Consider the following 14,508-nt stretch of genomic DNA (forward strand, 5'->3'; position numbering starts at 1 on the left):
CAGGCAAGTATTCAATACCGATCTTTGCGGCAAGGTCCGTGTTTTTTATCAGGACAGATCGTCGCCCGTGTCGTTATGGCAGTTTCGAGATTAGCGCCCTTCGCCCCGGAAAGGTCGGCTCCATTCAGGTCCGCGCCGTATAACAACGCACCGGATAAGTCCGCGTTGGACAGATTCGCCCGCGACAGATCGGCCTTGCGCAGGTTAGCTCGGCGCAAATCTGCCCTGGGCAGATTGGCAGACTCCAGGCTCCCCATACTCAGGTCGGCATCGGCCAGATCCGCACCAGGCAAGTTGGCCTTCCACAGATCCTTTCCGGGATTGAAAGAAGCCATATCGGGTGCTTCCGGGGCCCACGCGGGCCCGTCCAAACGAATCAAAATATTCCCTTGTGTCGCCATGTTCTTGCCATTCACCACCCGCCACACCCGGTCGCCCACCCAACGCAGCTCCACGAGCGGGGGAAAATCAAGGATTTTCCATCCCCACCAGTGATAATATATTTCCAACTTCACCGTTTGCTCCTTGGAGCAGCCCAGTTCGTTCAGGTCGAAGGTGCGATATTGTTCAACCGGGATATCGCCAGCATTAAATTCTTTGCCACAGCCTTTCAGTGCAAAACTGGCTACAAACCATCCATAGTTTGTCACCGTCACCGAAGCGGCGTGAGCCTCGGCGGCAATCGAAAGCAGCAAACACATACCAAGCCTAATGATGCCAGCCAGAAACCGCTGCAACGTGATAGTCGGGTTATTGAGCATATATCTCATACCATATCATCTGACGAACTCATGACGGCCTCCGGTTGCCAAACGAAAAACCCGCAGATCGTCGGCATGGTCCATGGACTCCATCCGGGCAGAGAGAGGGAGCGCTATGACATTATTTCGAATAATTAGTATTTTGCGATCAACGTCGCCTGTCTACTGAACCGGACAATTAGAATTGTTAACCGAACCATCGGGCATGCGGGTCCTGCAGAAAATCGCTCCGGTCAGGCGGGCGCCCGCCAGATTCGCCCCCAGCAGGTTCGCATCGGTCAGATTGGCTTGTAATAGACTGGCGTCAATCAAGCTGGCGTCGGTCAGGTCCGCACCACTGAGGTCGATGTGGTGCATGGATGCCTCGTTCAGAACGGCCTGGCTCAACTTGGCCCTGGAGGCTTTCGCGTCGCCCAGCTTCGCGCCGGTGAGATTGGCTCCGTTGAGTCTGGTGTCGCTCAGGTCGGCGTTATATGCCGTAGCGGCACTCATCTTCACTCTGGATAAGTCCGCTCCGGCGAGAGTGGCGCCGCGCAGTTGCGCCCCGCTGAGGTCCGCGTCGCTGAGATTGGCATGGCTCAGACTCGCCTGCCAGAGGTTGGCCTGGGCCAATTTTGCGTTGACCAATGAGCCGCCGCTGAGGAATACGTTGTACAGATGAGCGCCGGTCAAAATGGCACCATCCAAATTGGCGTTCGTCGCGATGGCGAAATCCAGGTTGGCCCCCGACAGGTTTGCCGCCTTGAGCGAGGCTTGGTTCATCCGTGCCGAACCCAACAGCGCTTCGGTGAGGTTGGCGCCGTCCAGATTCGCCCGCTCCAGCTCCGCCCCCGTCAGGTTGGCTTTCGACAGATTCCGGCCGGACAAATCGGCGCCGTTGCATTGCGCGTTGGGCTCGATTCTGCAAACCGGCGGTATCGGCATCGCGGCCTTCACCGCCGCAAAGGCATCCACGATCCCGGCTCCGCACTGTCCCTTGAGGTCGGTGGCGCAACGCGAACCTTCCGGAAACGGCCGCGCTGTGTCCCGAAGAATGGTCACGATCCGCTGCGGATTGAGCTTTTTCTCGATATCGGCTGCCAACATCAGCGAAACGACGCCGGATACGACGGGCGCCGCCATGCTGGTACCGTCCATCGCCCCATAGGACATGCCCTCGGCGGATGGCCGCTTCTGGCTGGCATTCACGATCGAGAGGATGCCGTCCTGTGGACGTTCGCCATTCGCGCCGGTGTCTCCGCCGGGCGCCGCGACGGCGACCTCCGCCCCGAAGTTGCTGTACGAGGCCAGGTCACCGGACGGCCCCACGGCACTGACTGCGATCACGCCGCGGCAATTCGCCGGGGCATAGTTGCGGGTGTCGTCCTTTTCGTTGCCGGCCGATGCGACGACCGCGGCGTTGCGCGAGAGGGCGTAGTCGATGGCTTCCTGCATGGCGTCCGGACAAGGCCCAGAGCCGGGCGCATCGGGCCCCAGGCTCATGTTGATGACATTGGCCGGCCTGGGATTCGGCTGGGTTCCTCCCACCCCCTTCCGGCCCGCGGCCCACCATATCCCCTGGATGATGTCTTTGGCGTTGCCATCACAGGGGCCGAGCACCCGCACGGGTTCGATTCGGGCGAACCAGTCGACGCCGCTCACGCCGACGCCGTTGTCGGTGGCGGCGCCGATGATGCCGGCGACATGGCTGCCATGCCATTCGGAAGCCTTGAACTCCGAAGGCACGGGTTTTCCATCCTGTTTCCCGCACCAGCCCGCCGCTTCCCAGTCGCCCTCGTCCTTCGGCTTTTTGTCACGGGCATTGCCGTCCCGCGCGAATCTCGGATTCCGGATCATGTCCCAGCCGACGATCACGGTCTTCTCCGTATTGCGGTATTCCAGCCGGCTTTCGAGGTCGGGATGGGTCGGAGCGAACAGGACGCCGCTGTCCAGCACTGCAACCGTGACTTCGGGCGCCCCCCGGGTGAGTGACCAGGCGGCCTGCACGTTGGCCGAGCCGGCAACCGCACCAGGACCGCTCTGAAGATGCCATTGCTGTGGGAAATATTCGTCGCTGGGCGTGACTGGCTCGGCAGCGGCCTGGGCCTTCATGCGTGTTACCGGATCGGCATAGCGTACTTCCGGCAAGGCTTCGAGACGCCGCTCGATCTCGCCCGCGTCCGCCGCCCCCACTGGATGGCCGAGGCGGTACACCTGCGCCCCGCCTACGGTTTCCGACGTGGGGACCAGACCTGCTCCGGCAGCCGCCGAGAGTTTCTGGACATCCAGCGGCAGCGAACCCGCCCCGCGTTTGAATTTGATGATGAATTCCTCGATGCCGGCAACAGCCGAAGCGGCCGACCTGGCGGACACTGCGCTCTGCGGGACATCGACGCCGGCCCACAGCACACCGTCCATGACGCCGATCCTTCGCGCCAGGGCTGTCGCCTCATCCTGGGTCAACGTATCGGGCGTCTGCAAAATCCTGGCGTTGGTCCGGGTGTTCCCCATCCACTTGAAATCGAAACCGGTCTCGGCCTGCAGACGATCGAGCTCGGCCGTATTCATCGCGCCGGGCTCATCCTGGCCGACATCGCTTTTGAACATGACGATGATCGAGACCGGCGTATCCGCCGCCACACTCGAAATGCCCGCCGCGACCAGCAACAACGATGCCATGGAAACCGCCGATAGCCTTTTCATTGCAAATCCTGTTTTTCCTAAAGGTGGTGACCCGCTGATCTTACCGATGACGCTTCGGCGTTTCGTGAAATCCAATGTCATTCAACAGGTTCGAACGCCAAGATCGCGTCAAGGCTGGCATCATAGATAAAATCGAGACGCTGGTTTGTTCTCTGCGTCCACGATTTCTTGCCGCTGTGTCCACAAAGCTCACGGCTCGCTTCCGTATTGCGGCCACGGGGAGCCAATTCGAATGCGCATGATCCAACGGTCCGTCGCCAGCCATGAAAAAACACGTGCACCAAGGGGGCAATGACGTGAAGGGTGAACCAGAAAGGCCTCCGGCCACCGTCCCGATCGCCCGCTTCGATCTGGGCAATCTTCCAGCAGAGGACCGCTATTCGATTTGGAAGGAGAGTATCTCCGTCATTTTCGACGTGGAACGGGAGGTCGAGGCGGGCTCTGCGCCCTTTGCCGCAACGTTGACGACCTGTCATCTCGGCTCCATGCTGCTGGTGGATACGTCCAGCGTCGGGCAGTACTTTCAGCGCAAATCTCCGCTGATCGCGCGCGACGGGCTGGACCATTGCATCATCCAGGTTTATCAAAACGGCACGACCCGCGGCCAATGGGGTAAGAGGCACAGTACCGTACAGCCGGGCGATGTCTTCCTGCTCGACCTGACCCAGCCGCTGGATTCTTGCGCCAGCGATTTCCGCAATCTGACGCTGATGCTGCCGCGTGATTTGCTGGCCCCTCATCTTGGCGCACCCGAGCGGCTGCATGGCCAGTCGCTGGCCCGTGACTCGGCCCGCGGACGCCTGTTAGGCCAGCACATCCGCACGCTGTGGGAGGTCGCGACGACCGTGAGTTCCGACGAGGCCCAATGCGTTGCACAGGGACTGGTCCATCTGATCGGCGCCTATTTCGGCGAAGGCCGGGTCGAGGAAGACCGTCCGGAAACCGGAGCCGCCTTGCTGGAGACGGTACGCCGCCACATTGCGGACCATCTGGGCGATCCCCGGCTGACGCCGGAATCCCTGGCGGCGTACTTCCGTGTGTCGCGTTCCTACCTGTATTCCTTGTTCCAGCCACTGGGGGGAATCACCCGCTACATCCAGCAGCAACGGCTGCGGCGCGCCCTCCAGGAACTGACCCGACCGGCCTCCCGCCCGAGGCGTGTCAGCGAGATCGCTTACGGGGTGGGTTACCGCAACGAGGCCCATTTCAGCAGAAGCTTCCGTCATGCCTTCGGCATGAGTCCGAGCGAAGCACGGTCCATCGGCCTGCAGGCCGTCCGCTATACTGCCAAGAGCCATGACCAACCCATCGATCGCCGCTATGAACGCTGGGTCAGAGAACTTAACGCCCCCGATTTCTGAGCCGGCTTCCGCGCTCGCGAAAACGATCCGTATCGGCGACTACCGGCCCCGGCTGCGCATCGGCGAATACGGCACGGTGGCCTCGGTCGGAGACGGCATCGCCTGGGTGACCGGCCTGCCCTCGGCGGCGATGGACGACGTGCTGATGTTCGAGGACGGGAGCTGGGCGGTGGTGTTCGCCCTGACCCGCAGACGCATCGGCGCCGTGCTGCTGCACCAGACCGAAAGCCTGACCGCCGGCACCTCGGCCCGGCTGGCCGGGAGGACCCTCGACGTTCCGGTCGGCGAGGCGCTGATCGGCCGGGTGATCGACCCGATCGGGAATCCGCTGGACGGTGGGCGTCCATTGGAATCCCGCAGCCGACGCCCGCTCGACAGTCCTTCGCCCCCCATCGTCGCGCGCGACTTCGTGCAGCATCCGCTCTACACCGGCACCCGGCTGGTCGACACCCTGGTGCCCATCGGCAAGGGCCAGCGCCAGCTCATCATCGGCGACGAGGGAACCGGGCGCAGCAGCCTGGCGATCGACGCGGTCCTGAACCAGAAGGGCCGCGATGTGCGCTGTGTCTACGTGTTGATCGGCCAGAAGCGATCCGCCGTGGTCGGCACCATCGACCTGCTGCGCACCTACGGCGCACTCGCTTACACCACGGTCGTGGTGGGCGAGGCCGGCGCCTTGCCGGGCCTCAAGTATCTGGCCCCGTTCGCCGGCTGCGCCATCGCCGAAAGCTGGATGGCGCTGGGGCACGATACCCTGGTGGTCTATGACGACCTGAGCACCCACGCCCAGACCTACCGCGAACTGTCGCTGCTGCTGCGGCGCCCGCCGGGGCGGGAGGCCTATCCGGGCGACGTGTTCCACCTCCACGCCCGGCTGCTGGAACGCGCCACGGTGCTGAATCCCGCCAACGGCAGCGGCAGCATGACGGCGCTGCCGATCGTCGAGACCCGGCTGGGCGAGATCGAAGCCTATATTCCCACCAACCTGATCTCGATCACCGACGGCCAGATCTACCTGGACCCCGATCTGTTCGCTGCAGGCTTCAAGCCAGCCATCGACGTCACCCGTTCGGTCTCCCGGATCGGCGGCAAGGCCCAGCATCCACGGATCAAGGAGGAGGCCGGGCGGATGAAACTGGACTATCTGCAATTCCTGGAGCTGGAGATCTTCACCCGGTTCGGCGCGCGCCTGGAAAGCGGCATGGAGGCGCGGATCCAACGGGGAAGACTGTTGCGGGAAATCCTCCGGCAGGAGCGCCTGCAGCCGCTGCCGCCGGAGTTTCAACTTGCATGGATGACCGCCTACAACGAAGGGCTGCTGGACGCCGCCCCCCCCGCCGCGATTCAGAACGCTTTGAACGTGTTGAACACGTCCGTCCGGAGCGGCTCGCCGGCGCTGGAGGCCTCACGCGGCGACTGGCTGAAGTGGCTGAGGCAGAACCTGCCGGCACCGGGAGGGGACGGGACATGAGCCGGCGCCATGTCCTCCGGCGGCGGATGAAGACGCTGGGCGAAATCGCCGGCATCCTCGACTCCATGCGCACGCTGGCGGTGATCGAGAGCCACCGACTGACGCGTTCCGTGGAATGCCAGCGCCAACTGGAGGCGGCGCTGCGGAGCATCGCCCAGGAACTGCTGAGCCATCATCCGGCGCTGGCGCCCGTCGAGCCGCCAGGGACTGCCTGGCTGGTGGCAGGCTCCGAGCGGGGCTTCTGCGGCGACTTCAACACCCGCCTGCGGACTGCCCTGGAACAGCGGCGGTCTGTGGGGGAGCCGGTGATCGTCGTGGGTAGCCGGATCGGCTCCGAATTCGCCGCCCTGGATGTCGCCGTCTCTCGGCAACTGCCCGGTCCGCTGACCGCGGACGAAACGGCCGAGCGGCTCCCCGCCCTGATCGATGCCGTCAACCAGCTCCTCGAAAGCCGGGGCCCCCTGCGGATCACCGCTCTCCACCATGCCGACGACGCGGAAACGGTGCTGGAAACGCGGATCGTGCCGCCGTTCGGCAAAGCCCCCGCCCCGCCCGGAAGCCCGTTTCCGCCGCTGCTGTACCAGACGCCGGACGCGGTCTTCCGCCACCTCGTCGAACATTATCTGTTCGCCGTGCTGCACTGGCTGCTGGACCGCTCATTGTTGAGCGAGCACCAGTACCGGATCCGTCACCTCGACGGCGCCACCCGCCGCATCGAAGACACCCTGGAAACCTTGCGTTCCGGCAACAATCGGCTGCGCCAGGAGGAGATCACCGAGGAACTCCAGGTCATCCTCCTTGGCGCCGAAGCCTTGAATCCGGTCTGAACCGGGTTTTCCCGCATCAGGGCGCCATCCGCGCCGCTCCGGCCGGCGCGATTTGTTCCAGATAGTCATAGAAGGCCTGAGCCACGACCGACAGTTTCTTCTCGGCGGGATAGACCAGATACCAGTGGCGCGGGAGCGGGAAACCTTCCACGTCGAGAATGGCGACCTGTCCCATCGCGCTTTCCAGCATCACGGCATTCTGGGAAAGCACGGCGACTCCCAGCCTGCCCATCACCGCCTGCTTGATCGCTTCGTTGCTGCCCAGTTCCATCCGCACTTGAACCGAAACACCCCGATCCCGGAAGAATTGTTCCGTCGCCATGCGGGTCCCTGAACCAAGCTCGCGCATGAGAAACGGCTCTTCGACGAGACGTTGCAATGGAACGCGGGATTCGCCCGCCAGCGGGTGATCCGGACTGGCCAGCGGCACCAGGCGATTTTCCAGAAAGGGGCGTGACCGCACCGCCAGGTGCTTGGGAGGCTGACCGAAGATGTACAAATCATCCTGATTGCCGGCCAGACGCTCCAACATCCGCTCGCGGTTGGAAACCTTCAGCGACACCTCGATGCCGGGATGACGTTGACAGAAAGGCCCGAGCAGGCGCGGCACGAAATATTTGGCGGTAGTGGTGACGGCCAGCCTCAGGCGGCCTTGCTTCAGTCCCTTGTGGTCCGCGACGCTCATCTCGAAGCGGGCCAACACCTCCAGCATCTCGCCACACACGTCGTACAACTCTTGGCCCACATCCGTCAGGAAAATCCGCTTCCCGATCTGTTCGAACAAAGGAAGACCGATGTTGCTTTCCAGTTGCTTGATCTGGATCGATACCGCCGGCTGAGTCAGATGTATCTCCTCCGCCGCGCGGGTAAAGCTCAGATGCCTCGCCACCGCCTCGAACAGCTTCAACTGACGCAGACTCAAATGCATGGTCATATACTTGGCTAAATGATAGCCATTAAAACAATTAAGCATCCTTAATGGCTACTGGCGTTAACATAGGACCGTTTCAGCCATCGGCACGAAGGACATCCCACAGAGCCTTCCGGCTGTTCGGAATGTCCAAGTACTGCCTGACATAGAGCGCTTTTCCAGCCGTCTTTCGGTCCGCCTTCGGCTTCCACCGTCCGCCAGCAAGAACCCCGTGGCCGATTCATTCGCGGAGAGATGAGGAATGATCAAGAAAATTCTGATCGCCAACCGCGGCGAAATCGCGGTGCGCATCATCCGCGCCTGCGCGGAGATGGGCATCCGTTCCGTGGCCATTTTCTCCGAGGCCGACCGGTTCTCGCTGCACGTGAAGAAGGCCGATGAGGCCTACTGCATCGGCAGTGAGGAACTGGCCGGTTATCTGAATCCGCATCGCATCGTCAATCTGGCGGTGGAAACCGGTTGCGACGCGATCCATCCGGGCTACGGCTTCCTCTCGGAGAATCCCGAACTGGCCAGGATCTGCGCGCTGCGCGGCGTTTGCTTCATCGGTCCTGCGGCAGGGGTCATCCAGGCCATGGGCGACAAGACCGAAGCGCGCCGAACCATGATCGCTGCCGGCGTGCCGGTCACGCCGGGCAGCGAAGGCAACCTCGGCAGCCTCGACGAGGCCCTGGAAGAAGCCGCGCGCGTCGGCTATCCGGTGATGCTCAAGGCCACTTCGGGGGGCGGCGGACGCGGCATCCGCCGCTGCAACGACGACGAGGAGCTCAGACAGAACTACCAGCGGGTGATTTCCGAAGCCACCAAGGCCTTCGGCTCGGCCTCCGTGTTTTTGGAGAAATGCATCGTCGACCCGCGCCACATCGAGGTGCAGATCCTGGCCGACCGCCACGGCAACGTGGCGCACCTGTTCGAACGCGACTGCTCCATCCAGCGCCGTAACCAGAAGCTGATCGAGATCGCCCCCTCGCCCCAGTTGACCTCCGAACAGCGCGAACGGCTCGGCGAACTGGCGGCGCGCGCGGCCAGGGCGGTGAACTACGAGAACGCCGGCACGGTCGAATTCCTGCTGACCGCCGAGGGTGAGTTCTACTTCATGGAGATGAACACGCGCGTGCAGGTCGAGCACACCATCACCGAGGAAATCACCGGAATCGACATCGTCAAGGAACAGATCCGCATCGCCGAAGGCCATCCGCTCAGCTTCACCCCGGAAGAGGTGCAGCCGCGCGGCTACGCCATCCAGTTCCGCATCAACGTGGAAGACCCGAAAAACGATTTTCTCCCCAGCTTCGGCCGGCTGACCCGCTATTACGCGCCGGGCGGCCCCGGCGTGCGCACCGACACCGCCATCTACACCGGTTACCAGATTCCCCCGCACTACGACTCCATGGTCGCCAAGGTGATCGTCTGGGGACGCACCTGGCCCGAGGCCGTCGCCCGCGGCCGGCGAGCCCTGAACGACATGGTGATCGGCGGCGTGCGCACCACCATCCCCTTCTACCAGGAAATCCTCGATCACCCGGACTTTCAGGCCGGTCGGTTCGACACCGGCTTCCTGGCGGCCCACCCGGAACTGACCCATTACTCCCTCAAGCGCAGCCCGGACGAGGCCACGCTCGCCATCGCCGCCGCCATCGCCGCGCACGTGGGACTTTGACGACGCGGAGAAAGCTCGATGACCAAGGTTTACCTGACCGACACCACCCTCCGGGATGCCCACCAGTCACTCATCGCCACCCGCCTGCGCACCGAAGACATGCTGCCGGTCTGCCCGCAGTTGGACCGGATCGGCTTCTGGTCGCTGGAAGTCTGGGGCGGCGCCACCTTCGACGCCTGTCTGAGATTTCTCAAGGAAGACCCGTGGGAACGGCTGCGGAAGCTGCGCGAGGCTCTGCCCAACACGCGCCTGCAGATGCTGCTGCGTGGACAGAACCTGCTCGGTTACCGCCATTACCCCGACGACGTGGTGCGCGAATTCGTGCGCCTGGCGGCGCGCGAGGGCATCGACGTGTTCCGCGTGTTCGACGCCCTCAACGACGTCCGCAACCTGCGGACGGCACTGACCGCCGTCAAGGAGCAGGGCAAGCATGCGCAAGGCACGATCTGCTACACCGTCAGTCCGGTGCATACCACCGCCCTGTACGTGAAGCTGGCCAACGAGTTGGTCGAGATGGGCGCGGACAGCATCGCCATCAAGGACATGGCGGGCCTGCTGGCGCCGCACGCCACCGCCGAGCTGGTGCGGCACTTGCGCGAACACATGGACGTCCCCTTGTTCCTGCACAGCCACGCGACCGCCGGCCTGGCCGAGATGTGTCAGCTCAAGGCGATCGAGGCCGGCTGCCGGCATATCGACACCGCCCTGTCGGCCTTCGCCGGCGGCACCAGCCATCCGCCCACGGAAAGCATGGTGGCGGCGCTGCGCAGCACCGAGTACGACACCGGCCTGGATCTGGCGGCGCTGCAGGAAGTCTCGGCCTATTTCGCTCAGGTGCGCAAGAAATACCGTCAGTTCGAGAGCGAGTTCACCGGCGTGGATACGCGGGTGCAGGTCAACCAGGTGCCGGGCGGTATGATGTCCAACCTGGCCAAACAACTGGAGGAACAGGGTGCCCTTGATCGCATTCAGGAAGTCTTCGCGGAAATTCCCAGGGTACGGCGCGATCTGGGCTATCCGCCCCTGGTCACGCCCACCTCGCAGATCGTCGGCACCCAGGCGGTGTTGAACGTGGTCACCGGCGAGCGCTACAAGACCATCACCAACGAGGTGAAGCGCTACCTGCAGGGCGGCTACGGCCAGCCGCCGGCGCCGGTCGACGTGGAGCTGCGACGCCGCGCCATCGGCCAGGAAGCGGTCATCGATGCCCGCCCCGCCGACTTGCTGAAGCCGGAGCTGGAAATCCTGCGCAGTGAAATCGGCGACCTGGCTGAACGCGACACCGACGTCATGTCCTTCGCCATGTTCCCCGAGGTGGCCAGAACCTTCCTCAAAGAGCGCCGCGAAGGCCGGTTGAGCCCCGAACCGCTCGCATCGCCCCAGACCGCCATCGCCGCCCCGTCCGGGGAACGCATCGCGCCCACCGAATTCAAGGTATCAGTGCATGGAGAAATCTACGACGTGCAGATTACTGGCGCCAACATCGGCGACCAGCGCCACCGGCGTTTCTACATCACCCTGGACGGCGTGCCCCAGGAAATCGACCTGGAAGTGCTCAGCGGATACAAGCGCGAATCCGCGACCGGTGGACGTTCGGCCCCGAGCAAGCCGGGCGACGTGGTCACCACCATGCCCGGCAACATCGTCGAAATCCTGGTGGCGACGGGAGACAAGGTAGCGGCGGGCGACGGCGTGCTGGTCACCGAGGCGATGAAGATGGAGACGCAGATCCAGGCCCCCATCTCCGGCACCGTCACCAGAATCCATGTGCGGAAGGGGGAACGTGTCAATCCCAACGAAGTGCTGATGGAGATCGACCCCTGAGCGATCGGTTTGGTGAGCCAGTGGGAGGCCCTGTTTTCTGGTGACGACCACCGACAAGTCCTGGACGGAGCTGTTCAGCGTTTCCTTCAGGTAAGCCGACGCGATCGGGCTTGAAACACACCGGCCTGTTCCGCAAACTGACCCGGCGGTTCCCGAAGTCCCTGATCTTGCCCTTGTTGCCGCAGGCACGTTCACCTTATTTGAGGGTATGCCATGGCCAAAGCGCCGGTGATCACGTTAAAGAAGCAAGCAATCGAGATCGACTACCCCCCGCTGTTCGAGCGCGAAGACAGCGCGCACTGCCGGGACTTTCTGTTGCGCGGTTTTGAGCTGGAGGAAGTCACTTCCGTGGAAATCGACCAAGAGCGCGGTTTGGCATTGGTCCATGTCCATCCCAGGCTCCGCTCCCTCGCCGGTGTCCTGGAACGCTTCGCCAGCAAGCTTGCGGAAGACCGGGCGGCGGCAGGAGCCTTATTGCCCTGCCCTTACTTCATCCTGCAGCGTCGAGATGGACGCGTCGTTTATGCCAGGCAACCCGCGACCGCCACGGGGCCGCGACGCTGGATCTACATGGGCTTGGGCGTCGCCTTTTTCGGCCTGAGCATCATGTGTGCCTTGCTAAGGCGCATCTGTTTCGTCGGTGCAAATCCGACCCGGCCAACTTTCGCTCCGGCCGGAAGCACTCGGGGCGGTTCGGGAGGTAACGAACGGGCTGAAGCACTCCGAGAAAAGGTCTCCTTGGGAGACCAGCGGGCCATGCGGGCCGTAACGCGAGTGAACACTGAGCAGGCCTCGAAATGCCGTTGTGGAAGCCGACCCACCATAATGCCGGGGAAGGCCGTTGTCTTTGGGGAAGAGAGCGAAACGGGCACCCAAAGATTCCACCGGGGTAGTGGTGGCAGCACGCATGGGAGAGATCAGATGGGCAACAAGGGAAGTCCCCGCGGGTTTCCGGCGGCACCGGGCAACGGCGATCCCGTGAGGGATAGAGCCGGCCTGCGGGGATGGCGGATGGGCGCGTAGTAGTGCTGAGGCCGGGTAATGCCGGAAGAGCGAAGGCGCCCTGTTTCGAAACGAGATGGGGAAAGTGACAAGAACCAGGGGATTGACGTGAGTCTAGCAACTTCGAGTAGCACGGTTCAGACGTTACAGACCTCATTGCAGGCGAAAGCCAAGGCAGAACCGGCTTTCCGCTTCTACAGCCTGTGGGACAAGGTCTGCCGGACCGATGTGCTGTGGGTGGCTTATCGGCGTTGCCGCGCCAATCGCGGTGCGCCGGGCTACGACGACATCAGTTTCCAACAGATCGAAGACCAAGGTGTGGACGGATGGCTGGAAAGATTGCGGCAGGAGTTGATGGCGGGCGAATACCGACCTCAGCCCCTGCTGCGCGTATGGATACCCAAGGCCCAGGGCGGACAGCGTCCTTTGGGCATACCGACGATCCGGGATCGCGTGGTACAGATGGCGATGCTGCTGGTGATCGGCCCGATCTTCGAAGCGGACCTGTTGCCGCGGCAGTATGGATTTCGGCCAGGCTTAGACGCCAAGATGGCGATCAGGATGACCCACTTCGGCATTGCCCAACGAGGGAAGCGGGAGGTGGTGGATGCGGACTTGTCCGACTATTTCAACACCATTCCGCATGGCGAACTGATGCGCTGCATCAGCCGGCGGATTGCCGATGGCACGGTGCTGTCGGTGATTCGACAATGGCTGAAAGTGCCTGTGGTCGAGCGCTGCGAAGGCAGCGAGAAACGGACCACAGAAGCTAAGGACAAGAACCGAGGCACGCCCCAAGGGGGGATTGTCTCACCCTTGCTGAGTAATCTGTACTTCCGGCGTTTTCTCCTGGCCTGGCAGAAGTTGGGCTTCGGCCAAAGGCTCCGGGCGGAAGTGGTGAATTACGCTGATGACCTGGTGATCCTCTGCCCGAACGGGCGGGGGGAAGCGGCCATGGAGGCCATGCGCCAGATCATGTCCCGGCTGGGACTCACGATCAACGAGAAGAAGACTCGGCTGGTCAAGCTACCGGGTGAGCACTTCGACTTTCTCGGTTACACATTCGGCGAGTTCCATGGCAAGGATGGGCGCCCTTACTGGGGAACCCGTCCGTCCAAGAAAGCGATCAAACGGCTAAAACAGGGTATCCACGACGCCACGTCGTCACGGTGGAACGCCACCACGGTCGAAAGCCGGGTTGCCGAAATCAACCCCATGCTGCGCGGCTGGGCGAACTACTTCAATCAAGGACCGGTCACGAAAATCTATCGAGACCTGCAAGGCTACACGGACCGACGACTGCGAATCTGGTTGATGCGCCGGAGCGGAAAAAAGGGAACGGGGTATCGCCAGTATCCCGACGAGTATCTCTACGAAACCTTGAGGCTCTACCAACTGCCGCTAAAGCGTACTGACCTGCTGAATGCGAAGGCCTGAGGGTCGAAAGAAAGCCGGATGCGGGAAAGCCGCACGTCCGGTTTGACGAGCGGGATGTGGAAACGGGGTGATGGCCAGGCTAATGAGGCACCGCCAGACGAAAGGGGCGGCAACAGATAGGCCGAGCCTTAGACCACCGCGCCACATCTCGACTCTACCGGAGCGTTGAGCCCGCTGGTGCCAACGATGCCGTTCGTCATTCTCAGCAGTTACTTCGCCCTGCGTTCGTCGCCAGCATTCAACGACTATCTGGTGCGATCGAAGCTTTTCGGTACTGTCCTGCACGACTGGTACATCCTCCGGGCGATGCACCGTTCCACCAAACGGAACACGCTGATTTTCATGGCGGCGGTGTTCATACTGACTTTCGCATTCGTGCCCATTCCCCCGGCCTCCGTTCCGTTCGCGCTTGCCGTCTCCTTGTTCAGCTTCGGATTTATCCTCCAGCTTCCGGTGGTAGAGGACCCGGTTCCCAGGGCTGGGGAACCGACCCGAAGCGCAGCGAAGCTGAAACCGGCGTTTGCCGGGTGAAGGCGGCATCCGCAAACCTGG

At 62.8% G+C, this 14,508-nt stretch carries 11 protein-coding genes; 8 read left to right on the plus strand and 3 right to left on the minus strand.

Translation table 11 applies throughout. The features are described 5' to 3' along the window. Positions 1-11 precede the first annotated feature (11 nt). Complete coding sequence (locus tag ABZN20_RS15795) at positions 12-761, minus strand: pentapeptide repeat-containing protein (protein ID WP_367025872.1); 750 nt, start codon at positions 759-761, stop codon at positions 12-14. 162 nt (positions 762-923) lie between these two features. After that, on the minus strand, positions 924-3,419 hold the full coding sequence (locus tag ABZN20_RS15800) for a S8 family serine peptidase (protein ID WP_367025873.1): 2,496 nt from the start codon (positions 3,417-3,419) through the stop codon (positions 924-926). 320 nt (positions 3,420-3,739) lie between these two features. Between ABZN20_RS15800 and ABZN20_RS15805 the strand changes: the two genes are divergently transcribed. Genes ABZN20_RS15805 through ABZN20_RS15815 form a run of 3 tightly spaced genes read left to right on the plus strand, consistent with a single transcriptional unit; the run spans position 3,740 to position 7,102 of the window. Continuing rightward, positions 3,740-4,804: a helix-turn-helix domain-containing protein gene (locus tag ABZN20_RS15805; RefSeq protein WP_218808702.1), complete on the plus strand. Its 1,065-nt coding sequence runs from the start codon at positions 3,740-3,742 to the stop codon at positions 4,802-4,804. Beyond that, positions 4,764-6,275, plus strand: coding sequence for a F0F1 ATP synthase subunit alpha (locus tag ABZN20_RS15810; protein WP_367025874.1), 1,512 nt, complete (start codon positions 4,764-4,766; stop codon positions 6,273-6,275). Before ABZN20_RS15805 ends, ABZN20_RS15810 begins: the two co-directional genes overlap by 41 nt. Next, the gene (locus ABZN20_RS15815; protein ID WP_367025875.1) at positions 6,272-7,102 is read left to right on the plus strand and encodes a F0F1 ATP synthase subunit gamma; all 831 of its coding nucleotides are present in this window, start codon (positions 6,272-6,274) and stop codon (positions 7,100-7,102) included. The genes ABZN20_RS15810 and ABZN20_RS15815 overlap by 4 nt, the downstream gene beginning before the upstream one ends. 16 nt (positions 7,103-7,118) lie before the next feature. Here the strand turns inward: ABZN20_RS15815 and ABZN20_RS15820 are convergent, their stop codons facing one another. Beyond that, positions 7,119-8,030, minus strand: coding sequence for a LysR family transcriptional regulator (locus ABZN20_RS15820; RefSeq protein WP_367025876.1), 912 nt, complete (start codon positions 8,028-8,030; stop codon positions 7,119-7,121). A 244-nt stretch (positions 8,031-8,274) separates the two neighbouring features. Here ABZN20_RS15820 and ABZN20_RS15825 point away from each other — a divergent pair, with 244 nt between their 5' ends. From ABZN20_RS15825 to ABZN20_RS15845, 5 genes are all read left to right on the plus strand, one after another. Continuing rightward, positions 8,275-9,693: an acetyl-CoA carboxylase biotin carboxylase subunit gene (locus ABZN20_RS15825; RefSeq protein WP_218808692.1), complete on the plus strand. Its 1,419-nt coding sequence runs from the start codon at positions 8,275-8,277 to the stop codon at positions 9,691-9,693. Between the two features lie 18 nt (positions 9,694-9,711). After that, positions 9,712-11,517: a sodium-extruding oxaloacetate decarboxylase subunit alpha gene (oadA, locus tag ABZN20_RS15830; RefSeq protein ID WP_367025877.1), complete on the plus strand. Its 1,806-nt coding sequence runs from the start codon at positions 9,712-9,714 to the stop codon at positions 11,515-11,517. Positions 11,518-11,730: 213 nt separating this feature from the next. Continuing rightward, positions 11,731-12,540 (plus strand): hypothetical protein, encoded by an 810-nt coding sequence (locus ABZN20_RS15835; RefSeq protein ID WP_367025878.1) that lies wholly within the window; start codon positions 11,731-11,733, stop codon positions 12,538-12,540. An 87-nt stretch (positions 12,541-12,627) separates the two neighbouring features. Continuing rightward, positions 12,628-13,956: a group II intron reverse transcriptase/maturase gene (ltrA, locus tag ABZN20_RS15840; RefSeq protein ID WP_367025431.1), complete on the plus strand. Its 1,329-nt coding sequence runs from the start codon at positions 12,628-12,630 to the stop codon at positions 13,954-13,956. 165 nt (positions 13,957-14,121) lie between these two features. Then, on the plus strand, positions 14,122-14,487 hold the full coding sequence (locus ABZN20_RS15845; RefSeq protein ID WP_367025879.1) for a YbaN family protein: 366 nt from the start codon (positions 14,122-14,124) through the stop codon (positions 14,485-14,487). Positions 14,488-14,508: the final 21 nt, after the last annotated feature.

It is taken from the genome of Methylococcus sp. ANG, from assembly GCF_040730495.1.
GTDB lineage: Bacteria > Pseudomonadota > Gammaproteobacteria > Methylococcales > Methylococcaceae > Methylococcus.

What these genes read in the sequence shown, in the direction of transcription:
- ABZN20_RS15795 (WP_367025872.1), bottom strand. Translation starts at nt 761, where the DNA reads ATGCTCAATAACCCGACTATCACGTTGCAGCGGTTTCTGGCTGGCATC.
- ABZN20_RS15800 (WP_367025873.1), bottom strand. Translation starts at nt 3,419, where the DNA reads ATGGCATCGTTGTTGCTGGTCGCGGCGGGCATTTCGAGTGTGGCGGCG.
- ABZN20_RS15810 (WP_367025874.1), top strand. Translation starts at nt 4,764, where the DNA reads ATGAACGCTGGGTCAGAGAACTTAACGCCCCCGATTTCTGAGCCGGCT.
- ABZN20_RS15815 (WP_367025875.1), top strand. Translation starts at nt 6,272, where the DNA reads ATGAGCCGGCGCCATGTCCTCCGGCGGCGGATGAAGACGCTGGGCGAA.
- ABZN20_RS15820 (WP_367025876.1), bottom strand. Translation starts at nt 8,030, where the DNA reads ATGCATTTGAGTCTGCGTCAGTTGAAGCTGTTCGAGGCGGTGGCGAGG.
- ABZN20_RS15825 (WP_218808692.1), top strand. Translation starts at nt 8,275, where the DNA reads ATGATCAAGAAAATTCTGATCGCCAACCGCGGCGAAATCGCGGTGCGC.
- oadA (WP_367025877.1), top strand. Translation starts at nt 9,712, where the DNA reads ATGACCAAGGTTTACCTGACCGACACCACCCTCCGGGATGCCCACCAG.
- ABZN20_RS15835 (WP_367025878.1), top strand. Translation starts at nt 11,731, where the DNA reads ATGGCCAAAGCGCCGGTGATCACGTTAAAGAAGCAAGCAATCGAGATC.